General features: G+C 28.9%; 23 protein-coding genes. 9 read left to right on the top strand and 14 right to left on the bottom strand.

The annotated features are described in order from the left end of the window. The first annotated feature begins 32 nt into the window (after window positions 1-32). The 5 genes from mnmE to ABXT48_RS07500 all read left to right on the top strand — a co-directional run bounded on the left by mnmE (window position 33) and on the right by ABXT48_RS07500 (window position 5693). The gene (mnmE, locus tag ABXT48_RS07480; protein WP_415286415.1) at window positions 33-1364 is read left to right on the top strand and encodes a tRNA uridine-5-carboxymethylaminomethyl(34) synthesis GTPase MnmE; all 1332 of its coding nucleotides are present in this window, start codon (window positions 33-35) and stop codon (window positions 1362-1364) included. A 165-nt stretch (window positions 1365-1529) separates the two neighbouring features. After that, window positions 1530-3401, top strand: coding sequence for a tRNA uridine-5-carboxymethylaminomethyl(34) synthesis enzyme MnmG (gene mnmG, locus ABXT48_RS07485; protein ID WP_415286416.1), 1872 nt, complete (start codon window positions 1530-1532; stop codon window positions 3399-3401). After that, window positions 3401-4042, top strand: a complete 642-nt coding sequence (locus ABXT48_RS07490; protein WP_415302939.1) for a 16S rRNA (guanine(527)-N(7))-methyltransferase RsmG — start codon at window positions 3401-3403, stop codon at window positions 4040-4042. Before mnmG ends, ABXT48_RS07490 begins: the two co-directional genes overlap by 1 nt. Before the next feature lie 8 nt (window positions 4043-4050). After that, a complete protein-coding gene (locus ABXT48_RS07495; protein WP_415302941.1) occupies window positions 4051-4845 on the top strand; it encodes a ParA family protein in 795 nt (264 codons plus the stop codon). Beyond that, window positions 4845-5693 carry a ParB/RepB/Spo0J family partition protein gene (locus tag ABXT48_RS07500; protein ID WP_415302943.1) on the top strand — a complete coding sequence of 283 codons (849 nt, stop codon included), beginning with the start codon at window positions 4845-4847 and terminating at the stop codon, window positions 5691-5693. The genes ABXT48_RS07495 and ABXT48_RS07500 overlap by 1 nt, the downstream gene beginning before the upstream one ends. Here ABXT48_RS07500 and holA read toward each other — a convergent pair. The 7 genes from holA to ABXT48_RS07535 all read right to left on the bottom strand — a co-directional run bounded on the left by holA (window position 5683) and on the right by ABXT48_RS07535 (window position 11550). Then, a complete protein-coding gene (holA, locus tag ABXT48_RS07505; RefSeq protein WP_415302944.1) occupies window positions 5683-6678 on the bottom strand; it encodes a DNA polymerase III subunit delta in 996 nt (331 codons plus the stop codon). The genes ABXT48_RS07500 and holA overlap by 11 nt on opposite strands. Continuing rightward, window positions 6675-7139: a hypothetical protein gene (locus ABXT48_RS07510; RefSeq protein ID WP_415286420.1), complete on the bottom strand. Its 465-nt coding sequence runs from the start codon at window positions 7137-7139 to the stop codon at window positions 6675-6677. Before ABXT48_RS07510 ends, holA begins: the two co-directional genes overlap by 4 nt. 3 nt (window positions 7140-7142) lie before the next feature. Beyond that, complete coding sequence (gene leuS / locus ABXT48_RS07515; protein WP_415302946.1) at window positions 7143-9677, bottom strand: leucine--tRNA ligase; 2535 nt, start codon at window positions 9675-9677, stop codon at window positions 7143-7145. 53 nt (window positions 9678-9730) lie between these two features. Next, a complete protein-coding gene (locus tag ABXT48_RS07520) occupies window positions 9731-10267 on the bottom strand; it encodes a DUF3576 domain-containing protein (RefSeq protein WP_415286422.1) in 537 nt (178 codons plus the stop codon). Window positions 10268-10407: 140 nt separating this feature from the next. After that, complete coding sequence (locus ABXT48_RS07525; protein WP_415286423.1) at window positions 10408-11217, bottom strand: sulfotransferase domain-containing protein; 810 nt, start codon at window positions 11215-11217, stop codon at window positions 10408-10410. Continuing rightward, window positions 11214-11408 carry a hypothetical protein gene (locus tag ABXT48_RS07530; RefSeq protein ID WP_415287143.1) on the bottom strand — a complete coding sequence of 65 codons (195 nt, stop codon included), beginning with the start codon at window positions 11406-11408 and terminating at the stop codon, window positions 11214-11216. Before ABXT48_RS07530 ends, ABXT48_RS07525 begins: the two co-directional genes overlap by 4 nt. Further along, the gene (locus ABXT48_RS07535; RefSeq protein WP_415286424.1) at window positions 11350-11550 is read right to left on the bottom strand and encodes a Smr/MutS family protein; all 201 of its coding nucleotides are present in this window, start codon (window positions 11548-11550) and stop codon (window positions 11350-11352) included. Before ABXT48_RS07535 ends, ABXT48_RS07530 begins: the two co-directional genes overlap by 59 nt. A 266-nt stretch (window positions 11551-11816) precedes the next feature. On the opposite strand from ABXT48_RS07535, the gene ABXT48_RS07540 reads away from it, so the two are divergent. Continuing rightward, complete coding sequence (locus tag ABXT48_RS07540) at window positions 11817-12749, top strand: porin (RefSeq protein ID WP_415286425.1); 933 nt, start codon at window positions 11817-11819, stop codon at window positions 12747-12749. 98 nt (window positions 12750-12847) lie between these two features. Further along, a complete protein-coding gene (locus tag ABXT48_RS07545) occupies window positions 12848-14467 on the top strand; it encodes a tetratricopeptide repeat-containing sulfotransferase family protein (RefSeq protein WP_415286426.1) in 1620 nt (539 codons plus the stop codon). A 133-nt stretch (window positions 14468-14600) separates the two neighbouring features. On the opposite strand, the gene ABXT48_RS07550 is transcribed toward ABXT48_RS07545, so the two are convergent. Then, a complete protein-coding gene (locus ABXT48_RS07550) occupies window positions 14601-15143 on the bottom strand; it encodes a thiamine phosphate synthase (RefSeq protein WP_415286427.1) in 543 nt (180 codons plus the stop codon). Here ABXT48_RS07550 and ABXT48_RS07555 point away from each other — a divergent pair. After that, a complete protein-coding gene (locus ABXT48_RS07555; protein ID WP_415286428.1) occupies window positions 15138-15788 on the top strand; it encodes a YggS family pyridoxal phosphate-dependent enzyme in 651 nt (216 codons plus the stop codon). The genes ABXT48_RS07550 and ABXT48_RS07555 overlap by 6 nt on opposite strands. On the opposite strand, the gene ABXT48_RS07560 is transcribed toward ABXT48_RS07555, so the two are convergent. Continuing rightward, window positions 15785-16273 (bottom strand): L,D-transpeptidase family protein, encoded by a 489-nt coding sequence (locus ABXT48_RS07560; protein ID WP_415286429.1) that lies wholly within the window; start codon window positions 16271-16273, stop codon window positions 15785-15787. The genes ABXT48_RS07555 and ABXT48_RS07560 overlap by 4 nt on opposite strands. Before the next feature lie 20 nt (window positions 16274-16293). Here ABXT48_RS07560 and ABXT48_RS07565 point away from each other — a divergent pair, with 20 nt between their 5' ends. Continuing rightward, window positions 16294-16875: a helix-turn-helix domain-containing protein gene (locus ABXT48_RS07565; RefSeq protein WP_415286430.1), complete on the top strand. Its 582-nt coding sequence runs from the start codon at window positions 16294-16296 to the stop codon at window positions 16873-16875. Window positions 16876-16881: 6 nt separating this feature from the next. On the opposite strand, the gene ABXT48_RS07570 is transcribed toward ABXT48_RS07565, so the two are convergent. The 5 genes from ABXT48_RS07570 to dnaK are packed head-to-tail and all read right to left on the bottom strand — an operon-like array spanning window position 16882 to window position 22394. Continuing rightward, window positions 16882-17811: an adenosine kinase gene (locus tag ABXT48_RS07570; RefSeq protein ID WP_415286431.1), complete on the bottom strand. Its 930-nt coding sequence runs from the start codon at window positions 17809-17811 to the stop codon at window positions 16882-16884. Between the two features lies 1 nt (window position 17812). Then, window positions 17813-18466, bottom strand: coding sequence for an endonuclease III (nth, locus tag ABXT48_RS07575; RefSeq protein WP_415302948.1), 654 nt, complete (start codon window positions 18464-18466; stop codon window positions 17813-17815). Beyond that, on the bottom strand, window positions 18466-19242 hold the full coding sequence (gene dapB, locus ABXT48_RS07580) for a 4-hydroxy-tetrahydrodipicolinate reductase (protein WP_415286433.1): 777 nt from the start codon (window positions 19240-19242) through the stop codon (window positions 18466-18468). The genes nth and dapB overlap by 1 nt, the downstream gene beginning before the upstream one ends. Window positions 19243-19278: 36 nt before the next feature. Continuing rightward, on the bottom strand, window positions 19279-20400 hold the full coding sequence (gene dnaJ, locus ABXT48_RS07585) for a molecular chaperone DnaJ (RefSeq protein WP_415286434.1): 1122 nt from the start codon (window positions 20398-20400) through the stop codon (window positions 19279-19281). Window positions 20401-20432: 32 nt separating this feature from the next. Continuing rightward, window positions 20433-22394 (bottom strand): molecular chaperone DnaK, encoded by a 1962-nt coding sequence (gene dnaK, locus ABXT48_RS07590; RefSeq protein WP_415286435.1) that lies wholly within the window; start codon window positions 22392-22394, stop codon window positions 20433-20435. Window positions 22395-22413: the final 19 nt, after the last annotated feature.

The following is a 22413-nucleotide window of genomic DNA, read 5'->3' on the forward strand; positions in this document are numbered from 1 at the left end:
CAGAACCTCAAAATAGAAGCTATAATATTGTTATGACAATTTATGCTCTATCGACTGGACCTGGAATTTCTGGAATAGCAATTATTAGAGTTTCAGGAGAAGATACTAAAAAGGTAATTGAACTATTAACAAACACAACAATTCCAGAACCAAGAGTTGCGACATTAAGAAAAATCAATAAAATCAATACTTCTGAGCTTATTGATGAAGGCATAATACTGTGGTTTCCTGGCCCTAAGAGCTACACTGGTGAGGATATGGCCGAATTACATATACATGGAAGCAAAGCAGTAATTGATGCTCTACACGCCTCTATTTCAGAAGTAGAGAATTGTAGACTAGCCGAGCCGGGTGAGTTTACAAAATTGGCATTTCAAAATGGAAAAATAAATTTACTGAAAGCAGAAAGTATTGCAGATTTAATTTCAGCAGAAACTGAAATTCAAAGACAACAAGCAATAAAAATTATGAATGGAAGATCTGCAGATAAGTTCAATGAGTTAAGAGAAAAACTTTTAAAAATTTTATCACACGTTGAAGCAAAAATAGATTTTCCAGACGAAGACCTGCCTGAAGATATCTTTAAGAATATAAAAAAAATTTCTAATGAAGTAGTTTTAGATATAAAAAAAATTTTGGATGATCAAAAAGTTGGTGAAAGAATTAGGGAAGGTTTTAAGATTGCAATCATAGGTCCAACCAATGCTGGAAAATCTAGTTTACTAAATCACCTTTCAAATCGTGATGCAGCAATCGTTTCAGAAATAGCCGGAACAACAAGAGACGTAATCGAGACGCACTTAAACATTGATGGCTATCCAGTAGTAGTTTCCGATACTGCAGGAATTAGAGATTCTAAAAATGAAATAGAAAAAAAAGGAATAAAATTAGCTCTTGATAAGGCAGAAAATGCAGACCTAAAGTTGATTGTTATAGATGCTAAAAGTATTGATTTTAAAGGAGTTTTGAAGGAATTGATGGATGAAAATGCAATACTTGTGATTAATAAATCTGATCTTCTAAAAGAAGATTTAAATTCTGAAATAAAAAATTATGAACATGTCTTAATTTCAGTAAAAAACAATCTCAACTTAGAAGATTTAATTTTAAAAATTAAAAACAAATTAAAAAATAAATTTATCACAAGTGAAGATATTTTAATTACACGTGAAAGGCACAGGCAACACCTTGAGCAAAGTTTAAATTATTTAAAAAACTTTGAAGAAAAAAATGAAGCTGAAGATTTCGACAAAGCTGCTGAAGATCTTCGTTTAGCAACTCGACATTTAGGAATGATTGTTGGAAAAGTAGACGTTGAGGAGATATTAGGTAGTATTTTCAATGATTTTTGCATTGGTAAATAGTCATCATTTTAAGGGATTTTTTAGCTTATTTTCATTATTTTTGTTGATAACTATAACTAATTCGTCAATTTTAATCATAAAAACGTAGCCACGATTATCTTAACAAGTATTTCTTAAAAAATACTGTCTACTTGTAAATATTCATATCAGTTATAAATTTAAGTTATGAAAAATGATTTATCATTTGAAGTAGTTGTTATTGGAGGAGGACATGCTGGTTGTGAAGCTGCTGCAGCGTCTGCACGTCTTGGAGTTAACACTGCCCTATTCACTCACAAAATTGAAACCATAGGTGAGATGTCTTGTAACCCCGCAATAGGAGGTCTTGGTAAAGGTCACCTTGTTAGAGAGATAGATGCCTTAGACGGTGTGATGGGAGAGGTTGCAGATAAATCAGGTATACAATTTAGATTATTAAATAGAAGTAGAGGGCCTGCAGTTCAAGGACCCAGAACTCAATCAGATAGATCACTATATCGTAAATATATGCAAGAAAAATTATTAAATTACTGTAATTTAAACATTTTTTCTGATCCTGTAATAAGGTTTATTTTTAATAAAAACACTATAAGTGGATTTGAAACAAGGTTAGGCAAAAAAATTTTATGCGGTAAGCTAATCTTAACAACGGGTACTTTTTTGAATGGTTTAATTCATATAGGTGATAAGAGAACGCCAGCAGGAAGGTTTGATGAAAAGCCCTCAACAGGATTAAGTGAACAACTTGAAAAGTATGATTTTAAAATAGGAAGACTTAAGACAGGAACACCACCAAGACTCGATGCCAGAACAATTAAGTATGATAATTTAGAAGAACAGTTTGCAGACGATGATCCTTATTTTTTTTCGTTCTTAACCAAAAAAAATTTAAACAAACAAGTTTCATGTCGGATGACTTATACGAATGAAAAGGTTCATAAGATAATTCAAAAAAATCTAAAAAGAAGTGCCATGTACTCAGGAAGCATACAGGGGGTTGGTCCAAGATATTGTCCTTCAATAGAGGATAAAATAGTAAAGTTTGCAGATAAGGACCGTCACCAGATATATTTAGAGCCTGAAGGACTAAATGATCACACAATATACCCAAATGGAATATCTACTTCACTACCTGAGGATGTTCAACAAGAAATATGTAATAATATCAGTGGTTTAGAAAATGTTAAGATAATTAGACCCGGTTATGCCATAGAATATGACTATATTGACCCTAGAGAACTATTTTTAACTCTTGAGACTAAAAAAATTCAAAATTTATACCTTGCTGGGCAAATAAATGGAACAACAGGATATGAAGAAGCTGCGGCCCAAGGATTAATTGCTGGAATTAATGCTGCGTTATCTTTTAAGAAAGAAGAGCCATTTATTTTGGATAGATCAGATGCATATATTGGAGTTATGATAGATGATTTGGTAACAAAGGGTGTTGCAGAGCCTTATAGAATGTTCACCTCAAGAGCAGAATATAGACTAAGTTTGAGAGCAGATAACGCTGATCAAAGGTTAACAAATAAAGGAATTGAAATTGGATTAATATCAAAAGAAAGAGAGGATATTTTTAAAGATAAAGATCATAAATTAAGAATAATATCTAAAATAATGTCTGAATCTTCAATATCTCCAACAAAAATAAAAAACTTTGATATTAAAATTGCAAAAGATGGTATTTTAAGGAAATCTAATGAAATATTAACCCAAAAAGGTGTTGATATGAAAAAAATAAGAGAAATTTGGCCTGAAATTCCTTTTTTTGATGAAAAAATCGATGAACAAATTGAAATAAATGCTCACTACAGAGGCTATCTTAAAAAACAAAAAGCAGATATATTAGCATTTAAAAGAGACGAAAATTTAGTTATACCAGAAAAAGTTAACTATGACAATCTTTCTGGACTATCAAATGAAGTTAAAGCTAAATTTAAACAAATAAAACCAAAAACTATGGGACAAGCACTGCGAATTGATGGAATAACTCCAGCTGCTGTATATATTTTGTTGTCACATGTAAAAAGAAAGTCTATTAAGCTTATAGCTTAATGGAAGAAATTTTTAAAAAATATCCACTACTAAAAGACCAAAATGTTCCACGTGAAACATTAATTGAGTTTGAGCTATTTACATCTATGTTACAGCAAAGAAATGAGGAAATTAATATAATAAGCAAAGAAACAGCTAAAATTGAGGTAATTAGAGAACGTCATATAACTGATTCAGCACAAGTTATTGAATTTGTTGATTTAAATAGCAGTATAATAACAGATATAGGGTCAGGCGGAGGTATGCCAGGAATAATTATATCAATTATGATTAAAAATCAGAAAAATTCAATTAAAGTTCACTTATATGAAAAGAGTCACCATAAGAGCTCTTTTTTAAGAAAAGTATCTAGAGATTTAAAATTAAACACCGAAGTCATGCAAGAAAATATTTTTGAAGCACAAAATTTAGAGTCAGGTACAATAATGGCAAGGGCTTTTAAACCTTTACCAATAATTTTAGATTTAGTTTATAAAAATTTTAGTAGTTACAAAAATTTAATTGTCTTCATGGGAAAAAATGGAGAAAAAGTTTTAGAAGATGCTTTAATAAATTGGGATTTTGATTTTGAAAAAAAAAAAAGTATTACAAGCGAAGATTCATTTTTATTAAATATAAAAAATATTAAAAAAAAACATTAAAAAACTAAATGCAAATTATTTCTGTAATAAATCAAAAGGGTGGGGTTGGAAAAACAACAACAGTAATTAATCTTGCAGCAGGTTTAGCCCAACAAGAGAAAAAAGTTTTAGTAATCGACCTTGATCCACAAGGAAACGCTACTACAGGACTGGGTCTATCCAATTTAGAAAGTTCGACAGAGACTATTTATGGAGTGTTGAATGGAACAAAGACCATTTCTGAAGTAATTAAAAAAACAGAGTTCAAAAATTTAGATATAATTACTTCAAATGTAGATTTATCTGGGCTTGAGGTCGAGACAGCTGATGATAACATGCGAGCCTTCATTTTAAAACGCGAATTAACCGCTTATTTAAATGATTCTAGAGCAACCTATGATTATGTACTTATAGACTGCCCACCATCGCTAAGCTTGCTTACAGTAATGGCCCTAGTATCTTCTCACTCACTGTTAGTTCCACTACAGACTGAATTTTTTGCTTTAGAAGGTTTAACCCAATTAATGAAAACCATAGAACGAATAAAAGTTAACTTAAATCCTGAATTAAAAATTAGAGGCATACTTTTAACAATGTTTGATAAAAGAAACAGGCTATCTACACAGGTAGAAAAGGAAGCAAGAGACTATTTTAATGAAAAAGTTTATCTAACCGTGATCCCAAGAAATGTCAGATTATCTGAGGCACCATCTCATGGCATGCCAGTCTTAATGTATGATAAATCTTGTCCTGGTAGTAAATCATATTTTAATTTTACAGATGAATTTATTAATCAAGAACAAAAAATAGGGAGTGCTGCATAATGGATACAAACAAAATAAAAAAAGGTCTAGGCAGAGGTTTGTCATCTTTAATAGGTGAAACAAAAGCAGAAATAAATATTAATAAAGTTTCGATATCTGATCTCGTAAGTAATAAATTTCAACCAAGAAAAACATTTGGTGAAGAAAGTTTACAAGATTTAACAAACTCAATAAAAGAGAGAGGTATTATTCAACCAATTATTGTTAGAAAATCTAGTGATGATAGTTCAAAGTATGAAATAATTGCAGGGGAGAGAAGATGGCTTTCAGCTCAGAAAGCTGGGTTACACGAAGTTCCAGTAGTAATTACGGATGTTGATGACTTGAAATCTTTAGAATTTGCAATTATTGAGAATGTTCAAAGAAATGACTTAAATGCAGTAGAAGAAGCACGCGGTTATCAGCGGCTTATTGATGATTTTTCATATGATCAACAAAAAGTAGCAAAATTTATTGGAAAAAGTAGAAGCCATATTGCTAACTTTTTAAGGCTATTAGGTCTTCCTGAGACGATTTTAAAGTTAATTGAAACCCAAAAACTAACAGCAGGACATGCAAAAATTTTAGTAGGTCTGGACAATGCAGAGTTTGTTGCAAATAAAATAATCGAAAAAAATCTTTCAGTTAGACAGTCAGAAAATTTTGTTAAAATTTTTAAAACCAAGAAGCACTCTCTCAAACCATCCAAGGACATTAACCTGCAAGTCTTAGAAAACTCAATTAGAGAAAAAATTGGTCTTAATGTTTTAATTAAAAATAAAAAAAATAATTCAGGATCTTTATTATTAGAATATAAAGATCTAGATCAGTTAAATAAAATAATTGAGATTATTAAATCTAATTATTAGTTTTTTTTGAATTATTAATTATAAAATCTGCCAATATATTTTTAGCAAGCAATGAGTTTTTTTTAACTAAAAGTTCAATTTCATTAGTTTTATAAATTAAATCTTTTAAAAGATTTTTATTCCAAGACTTTATTTGTTGAGTAACAAGAGGCTTGTCCTTCCAAAAAATTGGTGGTCTACAAACAGAAATTGCTTGTTCAATATTGTTTTTTTCATCAACTAATTCATAAATTTTAACCAATCTTTTCAATTTTGCTAATAACGTTCTAATAATTATGATATTATCCTCATCTGAATAGTTGTTTTCGCTTAAAATAGTGACAGTTTTCCTAGTATTTTTAGCGAGTGAGTGATCCACAAGTTCCGAAGCGCTATAGTTGTCTGCAAGGTTAGTTAACTTAATTATTTCTTCAATGTTCAAATTTTTTTTATTTAATAAAAAATTTTCAACCTTTTCTAATTCATTATTCAGGTTTTTTCTATCACCCTTGCTTCTTTCTATTAAAACATTAATTAATTGCTGAGATATTGGAATTTTTTTATTTCTAAAAAAAAGACTAATAATTGAATTTAAAGTTTGGTTGTTATCCTCATAAAATGGGATACATAAAATTGATTTTTCTTTTTCGAAGAGTTTTCTTAAAGTAGATTTTTTTTCTAAATTTTTTGAATTTAAAATAACTTGTATATCTTCAGGATTTTTCTCTATCAAGTCTTCTATGATTGTTCTAATTTTATCTGTAGCTCTATTAATAATTATGAGTTTTTCATTATCAAAAAAAGATTTAGTAAGAACGCTATTGAAAAAGTTATTAATATTATCTATTATTTCTTTTTCTTCATATCTGTGAATTTTATCTTGGTAACTTTTTTCAAATAAGTTTTTAATAGTCTCTTCTTTTAAGCCTTCATTTTCACCATAAAATAAATAAAACTTATGGTTATTTAATTTTATTTTATTTAACTCAAATGATTTCAATATCATTTGATATTTGATAGCCTAAAAATAAGCTTCTCAGTTATTGTTTCAGTTAAATTATTTTTAATATTTTTTTCATATGTCTTTAAATTAAATTTATTAGAATCATTATTATAATTAAAACTTTCTCTAATAATAAAGTTGTTTTTAAGCTTATTATTCATTACTAAATCCACTTTAATAGATACTGTACTTTTAAAGTTTGTAGCATCCCCAGAGATATTTTTTGCAGAAACAGCCTTTGTGGCAATACTTAAAATATCTACTTTAAAATTTTTATTTTTTTTATTTATTATGTAATTGTTTAATCTTTCTTTCATTTTTATGTTTACTTCTCTGTCCCCAGTAAAGTTTATTTCACTTATAGAAAAATCATAATTTAATAAATTTTTTTTTGAATAAGTTGCCTCATAACCGCATGATGATAAAAGAAAAAGAAAAAGAAATGAGAATATTTTTTTTTGCATTATTTATATTATAATGTTTACAAGCCTGTTTGGTACAAAAATTGTTTTTTTAATTTCCTGATCCTTTATAAAATTTTTAATTTCTTGATTTAGCTTAATTTTTTCTAAAACGTCTTTTTCAATAATATCTCTTTTTACTTTTATAACTGATCTTTTTTTACCATTTACCTGTACAACAAAATTTATTTCTTCTTCTACTAGGTCTTCTTTTGAAACTTTTGGCCAGTTAATTTGATCTTCATTGATACTGTTTAAACATTCATTTGAAAAATGTGGAATGAATGGATTCATTAACACTAGAATTTTTTTATAGTTTTCGATTAAAACTTCTTTTTTTATAGGTTTATCAATTTCTTTAACTAAAAAATTGTACATCTCATATAGGTTTGCAACTATTACGTTGTAATTAAACTTTTCTAGATTGTGGGTTACTTTATAAATTAAATGATTAGTAAACTTAATTAAATTTTCACCTGTATTTTTTTCATCAGTATTTTTAATTTTATCTAAAATTTTAGAATTTAATGTCCATAGTTTTTGAACAAATTTAAATGATGCCATCATGCCCTGGTCAGACCATTGTACATCTTTTTCTGGAGGACTGTCTGATAAAATAAATAATCTAACAGAATCTGCTCCATAACTTTTTATTATGTTCTCTGGATCAATAGTATTTTTTCTAGATTTTGACATAGACTCTGTTGGTCCAACAATTATTTTTTCAGAAGGATTATCTTTTTTATAAAATTCTTTACCATCTTCTGAAGTTACTTCATCAGGACTTAACCATACATTTGTTTGATCTTTATAGGTTTCATGACAAACCATTCCTTGTGTAAACAATCCATCAAATGGTTCTTTTAATTTAAAATCATCATTTTTATAAGAGAGTGCCTGCATAAAAAACCTTGAATATAATAAATGTAAAATGGCATGTTCAACACCTCCAATATATTGATCAACTGGCATCCAATAATTAGCTTCTTCTTGAGTAAATCCACGATCTAAATTATGAGGTGAGCAAAACCTTAAAAAATACCAAGAAGAATCAACAAAAGTATCCAATGTATCAGTTTCTCTTCTATATTTTTTGCCATCTAAGATAAAGAATTTCCAGCTATCTTCGGAGTCTAAAGGGTTTCCTGTGTTGCTTAATTTTTCAATTTTTGGAAGCTTAACAGGCAACATATTTCTTGGAATTTTAATAGGTTGATCATTTTCATCATAGGCCATTGGAATGGGACAACCCCAATATCTCTGTCTTGATATCCCCCAATCTTTTAATCGATAATTAGTTTTTTTTGTCCCTAAATTATTCTTCTCAAGAAATTCTATAGTCTTAATAATAGACTCATTTGGAACTTTTAAACCATCAAGAAAATCTGAATTATAAAGATATCCTTCACCCGTATAAGCCTCATTATTTATTTTAAAGTCTTTATCTTTTTCAGGCTTAACAACAGGTGTAATTTTTAAATTATATTTTTTTGCAAAATCTAAATCTCGTTGATCATGCGCAGGACAACCAAAAACAGCACCTAAACCATAATCCATTAATACAAAGTTTGCAAAATAAACAGGAACCTTCATATTTTTATCTAGTGGGTTAACTGCAAGCATATCAGTTTTAAAACCAAGTTTTTCTGCAGAAGCAATGGATTCTTCAGTAGTTCCTGTTTTAGAACATTCTTCTTTAAACTTTTGAAATTCTTTATCTTCCTCGTAATATTTTGCTAAAGGGTGATCAACTGAGATAGCAAGAAAGGAAAAACCAAATAAAGTGTCAGGTCTTGTTGTATAACACTTAATACTTTCAATAGGTTTTTCACTTTCAATTTTAAACTCAACTTCACAACCAAATGACTTTCCTATCCAGTTTTTTTGCATCACCTTTACTTTGTTGGGCCAATTTTCTAATGCATCCAGTCCTTGCAGTAAGTCTTCTGAGAATTTTGAGATATTAAAAAACCATTGATTTAACTTCTTTCTTTCAACTGTGGCTCCTGACCTCCAACCTTTACCATCTACTACCTGTTCATTAGCAAGAACAGTTTCGTCAACAGGATCCCAGTTAACATAATTCTCTTTTCTGTAAACTAATCCTTTGTCATACAGGTCTAAAAAAAATTCTTGTTGGTGTTTATAATAATCTTCAGAACAAGTTGAAATTTCTTTATCCCAATCAATCGATAACCCAAGCTTTTTAAGTTGGGATCTCATAGTTTCAATATTTGATTCAGTCCAAGTTTTAGGATCTAAACTATTTTGTCTTGCAGCATTTTCAGCTGGCATACCAAACGAGTCCCAGCCCATTGGATGAAGAACATTATAACCTTGTAAGGTTTTATATCGTGCTAGCACATCACCGATTGTATAATTTCTAACATGACCCATATGAATTTTACCAGATGGGTAGGGAAACATTTCTAAACAATAAAATTTTTTTTTATTTTTATCTACCTTAGTAGAAAAAGTTTTATTTTGGTCCCAAAACTTTTGCCATTTTTCTTCTACAATTTTAAAATTATATCTATCCACAAAATTTAATGATATTTTTTAATTTTACAGCTTAATCTGGTTCATTATATATATTAAGGTTTAGATTTTTTTCTTTTTTTCTCCACCTTATATACTGCAGCAGTTTTTAAAATCTTAGTTTTTAATTCATTGTTGATACCACCTTTTTTTTCAGAGGTTACACAATTTGATGGAGTTACACATTTTTTGTTAAAAACTTTTATATCTATTGCATCAGATCTTATTTCATTTGATAAAAATCTAATTGAAATTTTAATACTCTCATTTGAATTTTGATCAGTTGAGTACCAATCTGTGATTATAATACCACCACTATAATTAACAGAAGCCAAAGGCATAAAATCTATTGTATCTAACGATGCTCTCCATAATTCATTAGAACTTGCAAACTCAAAAACTCCACCACCAGATTTATCCGCTCCTGAAAATCTAAATCCTCTTCCTTCTTCCATGTTTTTGGCAACTCTTTTTTTTGGATCTTTATCGTACTTTCTAGCATCAGCACCAGGCAACTTACCCCCACATGAAATTAAAAGAGTTGAAGAAATCAGCAAAAGAAGAGCGATATTTAAATTTTTAAATGAAATCATAATAAAATTAGTTGTTAATTTTATACTTTTATACAGTATATTTAGAAAAAACAACGAAGTAGTTATATCTGGAGAAAGCCAAGTAAGCATAGGAAATACTGTGGATAAAAGTACTGCTTCAAAATTTATTCTTTAGATATTTATAGATACCCAAGTTCTTTCATTTCTTTATTAAAATTTTTTTCTAACTCAATTATAATATTTTCATCTAATGATTTGGTCCAATCTCTTTTGGAGCCCAGACTAAAAAAAGGAATAACTTTTCCTGTATTTTGATCTTTGTGAGCTTCTGCAAAACCTTTTTCTTTTTCTAATTTTTGAAGGTTATCAAAACTAGTTGATTTAATTGTGTTTTTAAATTTTTTTTCATCGATAATAATTTTTGATTTATTGTGCAGTTTGTGAATAAATTCTAATATTTCTAAAAAAATTTTATCTGGTTTTTGTATTAAATCTTCATATTTTATTAATAAATACTTTTGGTGTTTTTTGAAAATTTTCCAACTATTATAATTTTTGGACCAATTTTCTATCCACGACAATCCATCTCCTTTTCCTTTTGTCATAAATTTTAAAGTTTCCTCGATAGACATGTTCATAAAACTGGAAAAAGAAATAATAACATTCCTTGGATCTCTAACTATATAAATCACACCTAAAGTATTGTTAAGATTGGTAAATTGTTCAAAGAAAAAGCTGTGTGTCTTGAAAAATTGGATAGATCTACTTTTATTAATAATGTCCTGAACCCTAATATAATTTTTTATAACCTCAGATTGATTATTAATATCAATTCCTAGCTTTTGAAATAATCCACCATGTGGAAACTGTTTAATATTTTTTATTAAACCAAAATCATAAGAACCATCTTTTGAAAAAAAATAAGATGCTAACATTGACCTAACAAAAGTGTTTCCACTTTTGGGGTAAGATGCTAACCAAACAATCATATTAAAATTAAATATTTTTTTTTAAGTTGATTTTTTAAATATATATAAAAAATACCACTACCACCATCTTTAATATCAGCATCTTTCAGCTTCAAAATATTTTTCATTAACTCTTGATTTCCTTCTATAAAATCAGGCACAGAATATTTTAAAATACTTAAATCTTTTGAAAGATAGGGGGTCTTTACCATTTCGAGAATGTAGGCCTTTTCTTGTAACAACTATTAATTTTTTTACGTTTTCTAAATACGATTTATTTATGAATTGCTCTATAATCTTATTTGCCTCTTTAAGCATATAACCATGTAGATCTATTGATTCCATTACAAGCATTAAGCAACAGTGGCATTATATCTAGAAAAAGTAATGTTTTTTTAATTTTGAATAAGAATTTTATAGAATTCATTTATTCATTTTTTTATACAGTTTAAAGTCTATATTTTTTGAAAATTTGAAAAAAAAGTTAAAAAGTGTTGTAAAAATACAACATCTGGCACTTTTAATCAAAATTAAAGGGTTTTTAAAAAAAAAATATGTCGTAATTGTATATAAAGTCCCTGTTTATTATTAATAAAAACAAAAACAAACAAAGGAAAAATATGAATAACTTTAAAAAAATAGGCTTAACTGCATTAGCAGGTTCGCTTGTAGCTACATCAGCATTTGCTGGTGAACTTACTGCAACTGGTGCTGCTAGCATTGGTGTTAGTAACATTACAGGAACTTATGATCGAAGTTATGGTAACGACTGGTCAATGGGTAACAGCGTAACTTTAGCTGGTTCAGGCGAGTTAGATAATGGTCTTACTGTTACTATGTCAATGGAATTAGATGCTGGTGCTGAAAATGCTGGTGGACCTTTTGACAGTCAATCAATAACTCTTGCAAGTGATGCTTTGGGAACTTTAGTATTCGCAGGTCACGGTGGAAGTTCAGCTCAATCAGCTATGGACACTACTGCTGCTGGAGATATTTGGAACCAAACTTTAGGTATTACTGGTGTAACAGCTGCCGCTGCAGGTGATGACAGTTTATTCTATACACTTCCAGAAATGATGGATGGTTTAGCACTAACTGCTTCATTGTCTCCAGGAGCTGGAACTGGACCAACTCACACATCATTTGGAATTGCTTATACTGGTGTTGAGGGTTTAACTCTTAAATTTGCACAAGGTGACTCAGGTGAGCCACAGTTAGAAGTAGAAAGTACTACTATGATGGCTTCTTACGCTATTGGTTCTTTCACACTTTCTGTTTCAAGCACTGAAGCTGATAAAAAAGGTGCGGCTAATGATGAAGTAGATTCTTACCAAATAGCCTACACTTTATCTGATGATATATCTTTAACTTACGGATCAGAAACTTTTGACTTAACAGGTAATGTTACTGATGAAGAAGTTGAAGCTTTTGGAGTTAGCTACACTACTGGTGGAATGACACTTTCAGCTAACACGTATGAAGCTACAGGCGGTGGTAACACAGCAGGCGCTTCAACTGACAAATGGGCTTTAACTGCTGCATTTGCATTCTAATTTAATTTAGAAAATTATATTAAAAGGGCCCCTTTTTAGGGGCCTTTTTTTTATGTAAGTCAGTTAAAATTATTAGCAATTATCATTCAATTAATAAAATGAATAAAATAATTTTAGATGCAAACCATCTAGTTATTAATGCTGTAACAGCAATTAAAAACAAAAATTATATAGAAGCTAAAAATTTATTAGAAAAAGCTATATCAATACAACCTAAAATGTTTGAGGCTAATCATAATTTAGCAATACTTAATTTTCAATTAGGAGATTTAGATAGTTCCATTTTATATTTTAAAAAATCAAAAAAAATAAAACCCAAATTCTCTCAAGTTTATTTTAATTTAGGTTTAGCTTACGATAGAAAAAAAAATATAGATTTAGCAATTATTAATTTTAAAAAAGCAATAAAGCTGGACCCAAATAATTCAATTGCACTCTATAATATTGGTCATCTTTATAAAGAAAAATTAGAACCAATTAAAGCTGAGGAATATCTTATTAAATCCCTAGATTTAAACCCAAATTTTATAAAAACATATGATGATTTATTCAGTTTATATGATCAATCTAACCAAATAGAAAAATTTAGTAATCTTCTAGATAAAGTAAAAAAAACAGTGAGTGAAAAAGATTTAGTAAGCTTTTATGAAGCAGTTTTCACATATAATCAAAAAAATTTTAAACAAACAATTCAAATTTTAGAAAATATAGATTTAAAAGAGAATTATGTTGTTCATAATATAACTAAGCATTCACTTTTAGCAAAAAGTTATGATCGAACAAATGATTTTGAAAAAGCTTACAATCATTTTAAAATTAATAATCAATTAGTTAATGAATCTCATGGAAAAGGTGTTAATGAGAAAAGCTTTATAGAACTAGTAACACAAAGAACAAAATTTTTTAAAAATTTTAATATCAAAAGATGGCAGCAGCATCAGCTAAAAGATGAATTTTTTCAGCCCATTTTTCTGATTGGTTTTCCAAGATCAGGCACAACCCTTTTAGATACAATTTTAAGAACAAACAAATCAATTGAGGTCGTAGAAGAAAAACCTATTTTGAGAAATTTTTTAAGAAATTTAGATATAAAGATAAAAAATAATTTTAATCATCTTGATAACTTAGACAAAAAATTTATCCAAAATATGCAAAATGTTTATTTTGAAGAAAGAGACCAATATCTTGAAAATAAAAAAACTAAAACCGTAATTGATAAAATGCCACTAAATATAATTTATATTGCAGAAATTTTACGATTTTTTCCTAATGCAAAATTTATTTTTGCATTACGTAACCCTTATGATTCAGTTCTCAGCTGTTTTATGCAACAGTTTAAATTAAATCCTGCAATGAAAAACTTCACATCTTTGGAAGGTTCTGTAATTTTATACGATTTAGTTATGAAATTATGGACAATTTACAGAGATGTATTTTCAATAAATTGTCATTTCATTAAGTATGAAGATCTTATTACAGATTTTGAAAAAACGACCAAAGAAATTTTTAAATTTTTGGAAATAGATTGGTCTGATGAAACAAAGAATTTTCATATAACTGCAAAAAAAAGACTAAATATTTCAACACCAAGCTATAATCAGATAACTTCTCCATTATATACAAGATCTATTAGTCGGTGGAAAAATTATGAAAAAGAATTTAAAGATTTAAAAAATATTTTAGATCCATGGTTAGATGAATTTAATTATAAGATCTAGTTTTAAATAATTTTAAGACTCATCGCTTGCTTTAATAAACCTACTAACTAAAATATCTACACAACATAAGTGGGCATAGCTCAGTGTTAGAGCGTCTCGTTGCCAACGAGAAGGTAGAGAGTTTGACCCTTTTTTATAGGCCTTTTTTTTGTTCAAAAAAAGAAATACCAGCAAAACCATGGCAGTTAGTAAGAGCTAGTTTTTTTAAATTGTTAACTGATATTCCGCCAAGAGCTACTAAAGGTTTACTACTTAAATGAGAAAGAGATTTAAATTTATTAATACCTAAATAATTTTTATTTTTTTTAAATATTGAAGATAAAAAAATAGCATTAACACTCTGCAATTCTTTGGTCCTCATTTCATAAACATTATGAGCTGAACCCAATATAATAAATTTTTTTTTAACTGAATAAGCAAGGTGTTTTTTATTTTTATTAAATGAAGGAATATAAGCACCGTCTAAATTAAGTTTTATAGCTAGTTTTATGTTATTAGAAATTAAAAACTTATTACCTTTTTTTTTGCAATAGTTTTTTATCGTTAAAATTAATTTTTCATCAGTGTCTTGAGCATAATTTCTAAATATTATGATTGTTTTTTTATCTTGTTTATCTATGTGACTTTGGTCAAATTTTTTTATAAAGTAATATCTATTCAAGCTTTTATTATGCATAACACTATTAAAAATTTAATTTATATAGAAGAGCTTATCAAATCAAAAGCAAATCATGATGAATTAGTTAAAATTATAGCAGTATCGAAAACTTTTCCTATTGAAAACGTTTTACCGCTAATAGAGCATGGACACCTACATTACGGAGAAAATAAGGTTCAGGAGGCTTTAGAAAAGTGGACTGATATAAAAAATGAAAATCACAACATTCAACTTCATTTAATTGGCAGACTTCAGACTAATAAAGTTAAATTTGCTCTAAAAATATTTGATTATATTCATTCATTAGATAGTGAAAAATTAGCTAATAAAATTGCAGATGAACAGCAAAAACATAAAAAAAAACCAAAAATTTTTATACAGGTCAATATGGGAAATGAAGACCAAAAATCTGGTATAGATAAAAGAAATTTGAATGATTTTTATAAATTTTGTAAAAACCTGAATTTAGACATTATTGGAACAATGTGCATTCCCCCAAATGATGGCTATACAGAAAAATATTTTTCTGAGATGAGCGACATAAACAAAGAATTGAATTTTAAAGAATTAAGTATGGGTATGTCAGGAGATTATCTAGAGGCAATTAGATATAATGCAACATATGTTAGGGTGGGTTCAAAAATATTTGGTAGCAGAACCTAACCAATTTTGATTTTAGTTTTTTTATCTATTAATTTTAATAATATTTCAAAATCTTTCTTTTTTAAAGCAATACATCCTGCAGTTGGTTTATAATTATCTGTTAAATGAATAAATACTGCGCTCCCTTTGCCTGGAGTTTTTTTTTCATTGTGACTAATTGAAATTATATAATCATATTTATGATCTTTTCTGTGTAGATTTTCTTTAAGATTATTATTACTAGTTTTAATCTCTTCATTATATTTTTTATGTTTTGAGTCATCACACCAGGCCATATCTTGTTTAATAATTTTTTTATTGATTTTGCATTTCGGAATGCTAATACGATCTTTTCTAAAATATAATTTTCTTAAACTAAATAATCCTTTGGGAGTTGAATAATCACCCTCTTTTTTATTAGAATTTATGCCACCTTTTCCAATACAACATCTCAATTTAAAGTCGTCAATTATAAGAGTGTTTTTATTTGGTACATGAATTATCATAAGTAATATTAAATATAATTATGCAAAATGTTTTTATTATAAATTTTAATTCACTATATGAAATTTTAGATGAGATAAAAGAAAATTTATCTTTTAAAATTATAAAAATTGAGAATGAAGAAGATTTTAAAAAGAAACTTGATCTAGATAGATTAGATTATTTAATAATTTCAAAAACTGATCATAAATTATTACTAAATAACAATATAACTGATAAAATTCTTTTAGATTTAAATGACTTGCCCTTATCTTTTAAAAAATTATTAGAACTAATCAATATTAAATTAATCAAATTAAAATTTAACCAACAATCTAAGATTACGATTAAAGGTTATGAATTAAATTTAAATTCTAAATTTTTTTTCAAAGGTAATTTAAAGTTAAAGTTAACAGAAAAAGAAATTGAAATTATTTTATATTTAAATGATAAAAAAATTAAACACGATGTTGCAGATTTACAAAAGAATATATGGGGTTATTCAACAGATATGGAGACCCATACGGTAGAAACACATATTTATAGATTACGAAAAAAAATAAGTGATTTATTTAAAGATGAAAAATTTATATTAAGCCATAAAAATGGCTATTTTATTGGCTAAAATAGGTTAATCTAATCTAGCACCAACTTTTTGAATTATCTTTGAAGACATTTCGGTTCCTTTTTCGAGACATTCTTTTGTTGAAATATTATTAATTAATCCATGGAGAAAACCAGCTGCAAAGAGGTCTCCAGCACCCGTTAAGTCTACAATCTTCAAATTAGCTTTACTTTGACATTCTACAATTTCTTGATTTTTAATAGCAATGCTCCCTTTTTCACCACGTGTGATAATTAAAAGTTTTCCTAATTGTTTTCCAAATTCAATAACCTCTGCAAAACTTTTAGCATTTGTTAATGAACTGATTTCTTGTTCGTTAGCAAAAGTAATATCGAGTTTATTTTTAACCAAATCTAGAAAGTCATTTTTATGTCTTTCGACACAAAATTGATCTGATAAAGACATTATTTTAGTGTTTGAGAGTGACATTGCTTTATCAAAAGCTGACTTTGGTTCTCCCTCATCCCACAGATATCCTTCTAAAAATATCATTTTGCTTTCTTGTACAGCTTTTTGATTAATATCGTTTTGGTTAATTTTTCCAGCAATTCCTAAAAATGTGACCATAGTTCTTTCTGCATCTGGTGTGATTAAGATTAAACAAGTCCCAGTTGGTGAAATTTCTTTTTTTTTATTATAAAAATATTGAACCTTTTCTTTAGTTAGGCCCTCTTCGTATTTTTTTCCTAAATTATCATCATTAACTTTACCTATAAAACCAACATCGTTTCCTAATTGCGATAGTCCAACAATGGAATTTGCAACAGATCCACCAGAGATAGTTTCTTCAATTTTAAGAGTTGATAAAAGTTTTTGAAATTCTATTTCATCAACCAGTTTCATTGTACTTTTTGTTAATTGATTATTAATTAAGTATTGATCTTCCACTTTGCATATAACATCAACAATTGCGTTACCAATTCCTAGTATTTTCATATTAAGCTTTTTTTATTTTAACTGGATTTTTTCGATTAGGATAACAAGTCGTACAAATTTTACAAGTCAAACCATAACATTCTCTAGCTTTACAAAATTCTCTTCCATAATAAATTATTTGTAAATGTAATTTGCTCCATGTTTTTTCTGGGAATATTCTTTTTAAATCTTTTTCAGTTTGAACTACATTCTTGCCATTTGTTAAACCCCATCTTTGAGCTAACCGGTGTATATGAGTATCAACTGCAAAAGCTGGAACTCCAAAACCCTGAGACATAACCACACTTGCTGTTTTATGGCCAACACCATGTAGTTTTTCGAGCGCTTCAAAGCTTTTTGGTACTTTACCCCCATGTTTTTCTATAAGCTGTTTAGACATCAAATAAATGCTTTTTGCTTTAACCCGAAAGAGACCAATACTTTTAATCAATTTTTCTATTCGTTTTTTACCTAATTTTACAAAATGCTCAGGTCTATTATATTTTGGATATATATTTTTAGTTACATTATTAACATTTAGATCAGTACATTGAGCTGACAAAAGCACAGACATTAAGAGTGTGAAGTTACTAGTATGATCTAGTGGGATAGGGGTTGTTGGATAAATCTTATTTAAAACTTTTAGTATTTTTTTAGCCTTGTCTTTTTCATCCATTATTTAAAGCTCAATAAATCTCTCATTGAGTAAAGTCCTGGTTTTTTATTAATCAACCATTTTGCAGCTGTTAAAGCTCCATCTGAATAAAGCGCTCTATCGAAAGCCTCATGATTTAATTTTATTATTTCTTTTCCACTGGAAAATGCAACTTCATGTTCACCAATAATTTCACCTTTTCTAATTGAATTGAAATTAATTTTTTTTCCATAAGGAAAATATTTTTTATTTAAAAATTTTTTACCCATTATATTATAAAGGTTTTTATTTTTTCCATCTGCTATTCCTTTTCCCAGCATTAAAGCTGTTCCTGATGGATAATCTTTTTTGTGTTTGTGATGAACCTCAAATACTTTGCTTAAATATTCTTCATTTAGTGATTTTGAGGCAATTTCAGTCAAATACATTAATAAATTAACACCAAGACTCATATTACCTGCTTTTAAAATGGGGATTTTTTTAGAAAATTTTTTAATTAGAACTTCTTCTTTCTGGGTAAATCCAGTTGTTCCGATTACTACTCTTTTTTTTAATTTAGATGCAATTTTTAGAATATCTAAAGTACAGTTGGGCACTGTAAAATCTATTATTACATCAGTCTTTTTAAAAGCTTCTTCACTATTTACATCAAGCTTGATGCCAGCAATTTTTTTATTGACAGCTTTATTTTCTGTAAGAGCAGCTAATTTAAAGTTTTTATTATTTTTTGAGGATTTAATAAGTTGTTGACCCATTCTCCCTAGGCAGCCAGAAATAGCTAAATTAATTTTTTTCATCTAAGAAAATATTAACCTTTTTTAGTTAATTAGTCTTTAGTTTTTCCAAAAACTTTTTGCTTTTTGAAAGAATTGTTTGATACTTGGGTTGGACTTTTCGTTTTCAATTTCTCTAAATTTTTCAAGTAACTCTTTTTGTTCTTTATTTAAAGAAATAGGAACTTCAGTATTGACTTGAACATAAAGGTCTCCATTTCCACTGCCCCTCATATAAGGCATACCTTTGCCCTTTAGCCTAAATTGCTTTCCATTTTGGGTTCCATCAGGTATTTTAATTTTAGCTTTTCCACCATCAATTGTTGGTATCTCTATTGTAGTTCCCAATGCTGCATCTGCAATGGATATAGGAAATTCAAAGAATAAGTTTTCATCAGATCTTTTAAATAAGTCATGTGAATGAACATTTATAAAAAGATAAAGATCACCACTTACTCCACCTTTAGAACCTGCTTCACCTTTTCCAGCCAATCTAATCCTAGTGCCATCATCAACACCTTTGGGTATTGTAACTGATATTTTTTTTGAAGCTTGCTTGTTACCTTGACCATTACAGTCTATGCATGGATTTGTTATTTCTTCACCAGAGCCTGCACATTGAGGACAAGTTTGTTGAACAGTAAAAAAACCTTGGTTAGATCTTACTTTACCGTTTCCACCACAAACCGTACATCTGTCTGGAGAATGACCAGGTTTAGAGCCATTACCTTTACAAGTATTACATTTTTCTGTTGTTGAGAATTTTATATCCTGTTTTTTACCTTCATAGGCTTCTTCAAGAGTAATGGATAAATCATATCGTAAATCAGACCCTCTATTGTTGGTTTTTCGTCTTCCTCTTGATTGTCCACCACCAAAATCTCCAAAAAAATCTTCAAAAATATCTGAAAAATCAGCTCCACCAAAACCACCACCCTGTTTTCCACCACCTCCACCTTCAAAAGCAGCATGGCCAAAGTTATCATAATTTTGTTTTTTTTCTTTATCTGAAAGGATGCCGTAAGCTTCACCAGCTTCTTTAAATTTATCTTCAGAAGCTTTGTCGTCTGGGTTTTTGTCAGGGTGATACTTTACAGCTAATTTACGGTAAGCAGATTTTAATTCTTCAGGGCTTGCATTTTTGCTAACACCTAAGACGTCATAAAAATCTCTTTTAGCCATAAGTTACTTTAAGATGATAGTTGTTTTAAGTCTTAAGCGCTTTTTTCTTTATCTTCTTCTTTTTTATCTTCTTTTGTTTCTTCTTCTTTTACTTCTTCTTTTACTTCTTCAAAATCCGCATCAACTACATTATCATCTTTTTTTGTTTCATCATTATTATCACCGTCCTTAGATGAACCTTCTTTTTTTTCTTGAGATTTGTAAATAGCTTCACCTAGTTTCATAGAAGCTTGAACTAAAGTTTCTGTTTTCTTTTTAATTTCTTCAGTGTCAGTTCCTTTAATAGCTTCTTTTAAGTCAGTTGACGCATCCTCTATTGCTTTTTTATCAGTCTCAGAAACTTTGGCGCCATGCTCTTTTAGATTTTTTTCAGTAGAGTGTAAAAGAGTGTCTGCTTGATTTCTAGCATCAACAGATTCCCTTTTCTTTTTGTCCTCTTCTTTATTTGCCTCAGCATCTTTTACCATTTTTTCAATTTCTTCATCACTTAAACCACCTGAAGCCTGGATTTGAATTTTTTGTTCTTTTCCAGTTCCTTTATCTTTAGCAGAAACACTTACAATTCCATTTGCATCAATATCAAAAGTTACTTCTATTTGAGGTACCCCTCTTGGAGCGGGTGCAATCCCAACTAGTTCAAAATTTCCTAACATTTTATTGTCAGATGCCATCTCTCTTTCACCCTGGAGCACTCTTATCGATACGGCAGGTTGATTATCATCAGCTGTAGAAAATACTTGGCTTTTTTTCGTTGGTATTGTTGTATTTTTTTCAATTAATTTTGTTGAAACCCCACCTAATGTTTCAATTCCAAGTGATAGAGGTGTTACATCTAAAAGAAGTACGTCTTTAACATCTCCTTGAAGAACACCAGCTTGGATTGCAGCTCCCATTGCAACAACTTCATCGGGGTTTACACTTTTATTAGGCTCTTTACCAAAAAAGTTTTTAACTTCAGCGAGAACTTTGGGCATTCTTGTCATCCCACCAACCATCACAATTTCATCAATTTCATTTGCAGTAAGACCCGCATCTTTAAGAGCAGTTTTACATGGTGGTAATGTTTTTGAGATTAAATCTTCAACCAAAGCTTCTAATTTTGCTCTAGTCATTTTTAAATTGATATGTTTTGGACCAGTTTTATCAGCTGTTATAAAAGGTAAATTAACATCTGTTTGTTCTGCAGAAGATAATTCAATTTTTGCTTTTTCAGCAGCTTCCTTTAATCTTTGAAGAGCTAATTTGTCTGATCTTAAATCAATACCAGAATCTTTTTTAAACTCACCAATCAAATAATTTACGATTGTATTATCAAAGTCTTCACCACCTAAAAATGTATCACCATTTGTAGACTTAACTTCAAATACACCATCACCTAACTCGAGGATAGAGACATCAAAAGTTCCACCACCCAAGTCATAAACAGCTATTTTTTTATTTTGTTTTTTATCTAAACCGTAAGCAAGAGAAGCTGCTGTGGGTTCGTTAATAATTCTTAAAACTTCAAGACCAGCAATTTTACCAGCATCTTTGGTTGCCTGTCTTTGAGCATCATTAAAATATGCTGGAACTGTAATTACAGCTTTCGTTACTTCTTGACCTAAATATTTTTCAGCAGTCTCCTTCATTTTTTGAAGAATAAAAGCAGAAATTTGAGAGGGTGAATATTTTTCTCCTCTAGCTTCAATCCAAGCATCTCCTTTTTCTGAATTAACAATTTTAAAAGGTGCAGCTGCGATATCTTTTTTTACAGTAGGGTCTTCAAAATTTCTTCCAACCAATCTCTTTACAGCAAAAATAGTATTTTCAGGATTGGTCACAGCCTGTCTTTTTGCAGGTTGTCCTACGAGTTTTTCTCCATCCTCAGTAAAAGCTACAACTGAAGGAGTTGTTCTTGCACCTTCAGCATTTTCTAAAACTTTTGGCTGACTACCTTCCATGATAGATACACATGAATTTGTTGTTCCTAAATCTATTCCTATAATTTTGCTCATAATTTATTTCCTTTCTTTC

Source organism: Candidatus Pelagibacter sp. Uisw_101 (assembly GCF_047727615.1).
GTDB lineage: Bacteria > Pseudomonadota > Alphaproteobacteria > Pelagibacterales > Pelagibacteraceae > Pelagibacter.

Bases quoted from the DNA above. Each gene is read 5' to 3' on its own strand.
- mnmE (WP_415286415.1), top strand. From the start codon at position 33: ATGACAATTTATGCTCTATCGACTGGACCTGGAATTTCTGGAATAGCA.
- ABXT48_RS07500 (WP_415302943.1), top strand. From the start codon at position 4,845: ATGGATACAAACAAAATAAAAAAAGGTCTAGGCAGAGGTTTGTCATCT.
- ABXT48_RS07525 (WP_415286423.1), bottom strand. From the start codon at position 11,217: ATGATTGTTTGGTTAGCATCTTACCCCAAAAGTGGAAACACTTTTGTT.
- nth (WP_415302948.1), bottom strand. From the start codon at position 18,466: ATGGATGAAAAAGACAAGGCTAAAAAAATACTAAAAGTTTTAAATAAG.
- ABXT48_RS07535 (WP_415286424.1), bottom strand. From the start codon at position 11,550: ATGCTTGTAATGGAATCAATAGATCTACATGGTTATATGCTTAAAGAG.
- dapB (WP_415286433.1), bottom strand. From the start codon at position 19,242: ATGAAAAAAATTAATTTAGCTATTTCTGGCTGCCTAGGGAGAATGGGT.
- ABXT48_RS07550 (WP_415286427.1), bottom strand. From the start codon at position 15,143: ATGCATAATAAAAGCTTGAATAGATATTACTTTATAAAAAAATTTGAC.
- dnaK (WP_415286435.1), bottom strand. From the start codon at position 22,394: ATGAGCAAAATTATAGGAATAGATTTAGGAACAACAAATTCATGTGTA.
- ABXT48_RS07540 (WP_415286425.1), top strand. From the start codon at position 11,817: ATGAATAACTTTAAAAAAATAGGCTTAACTGCATTAGCAGGTTCGCTT.
- ABXT48_RS07495 (WP_415302941.1), top strand. From the start codon at position 4,051: ATGCAAATTATTTCTGTAATAAATCAAAAGGGTGGGGTTGGAAAAACA.
- ABXT48_RS07545 (WP_415286426.1), top strand. From the start codon at position 12,848: ATGAATAAAATAATTTTAGATGCAAACCATCTAGTTATTAATGCTGTA.
- mnmG (WP_415286416.1), top strand. From the start codon at position 1,530: ATGAAAAATGATTTATCATTTGAAGTAGTTGTTATTGGAGGAGGACAT.
- ABXT48_RS07560 (WP_415286429.1), bottom strand. From the start codon at position 16,273: ATGATAATTCATGTACCAAATAAAAACACTCTTATAATTGACGACTTT.
- ABXT48_RS07570 (WP_415286431.1), bottom strand. From the start codon at position 17,811: ATGAAAATACTAGGAATTGGTAACGCAATTGTTGATGTTATATGCAAA.
- dnaJ (WP_415286434.1), bottom strand. From the start codon at position 20,400: ATGGCTAAAAGAGATTTTTATGACGTCTTAGGTGTTAGCAAAAATGCA.
- ABXT48_RS07490 (WP_415302939.1), top strand. From the start codon at position 3,401: ATGGAAGAAATTTTTAAAAAATATCCACTACTAAAAGACCAAAATGTT.
- ABXT48_RS07510 (WP_415286420.1), bottom strand. From the start codon at position 7,139: ATGCAAAAAAAAATATTCTCATTTCTTTTTCTTTTTCTTTTATCATCA.
- ABXT48_RS07565 (WP_415286430.1), top strand. From the start codon at position 16,294: ATGCAAAATGTTTTTATTATAAATTTTAATTCACTATATGAAATTTTA.
- ABXT48_RS07555 (WP_415286428.1), top strand. From the start codon at position 15,138: ATGCATAACACTATTAAAAATTTAATTTATATAGAAGAGCTTATCAAA.
- ABXT48_RS07520 (WP_415286422.1), bottom strand. From the start codon at position 10,267: ATGATTTCATTTAAAAATTTAAATATCGCTCTTCTTTTGCTGATTTCT.
- ABXT48_RS07530 (WP_415287143.1), bottom strand. From the start codon at position 11,408: ATGGTAAAGACCCCCTATCTTTCAAAAGATTTAAGTATTTTAAAATAT.
- holA (WP_415302944.1), bottom strand. From the start codon at position 6,678: ATGATATTGAAATCATTTGAGTTAAATAAAATAAAATTAAATAACCAT.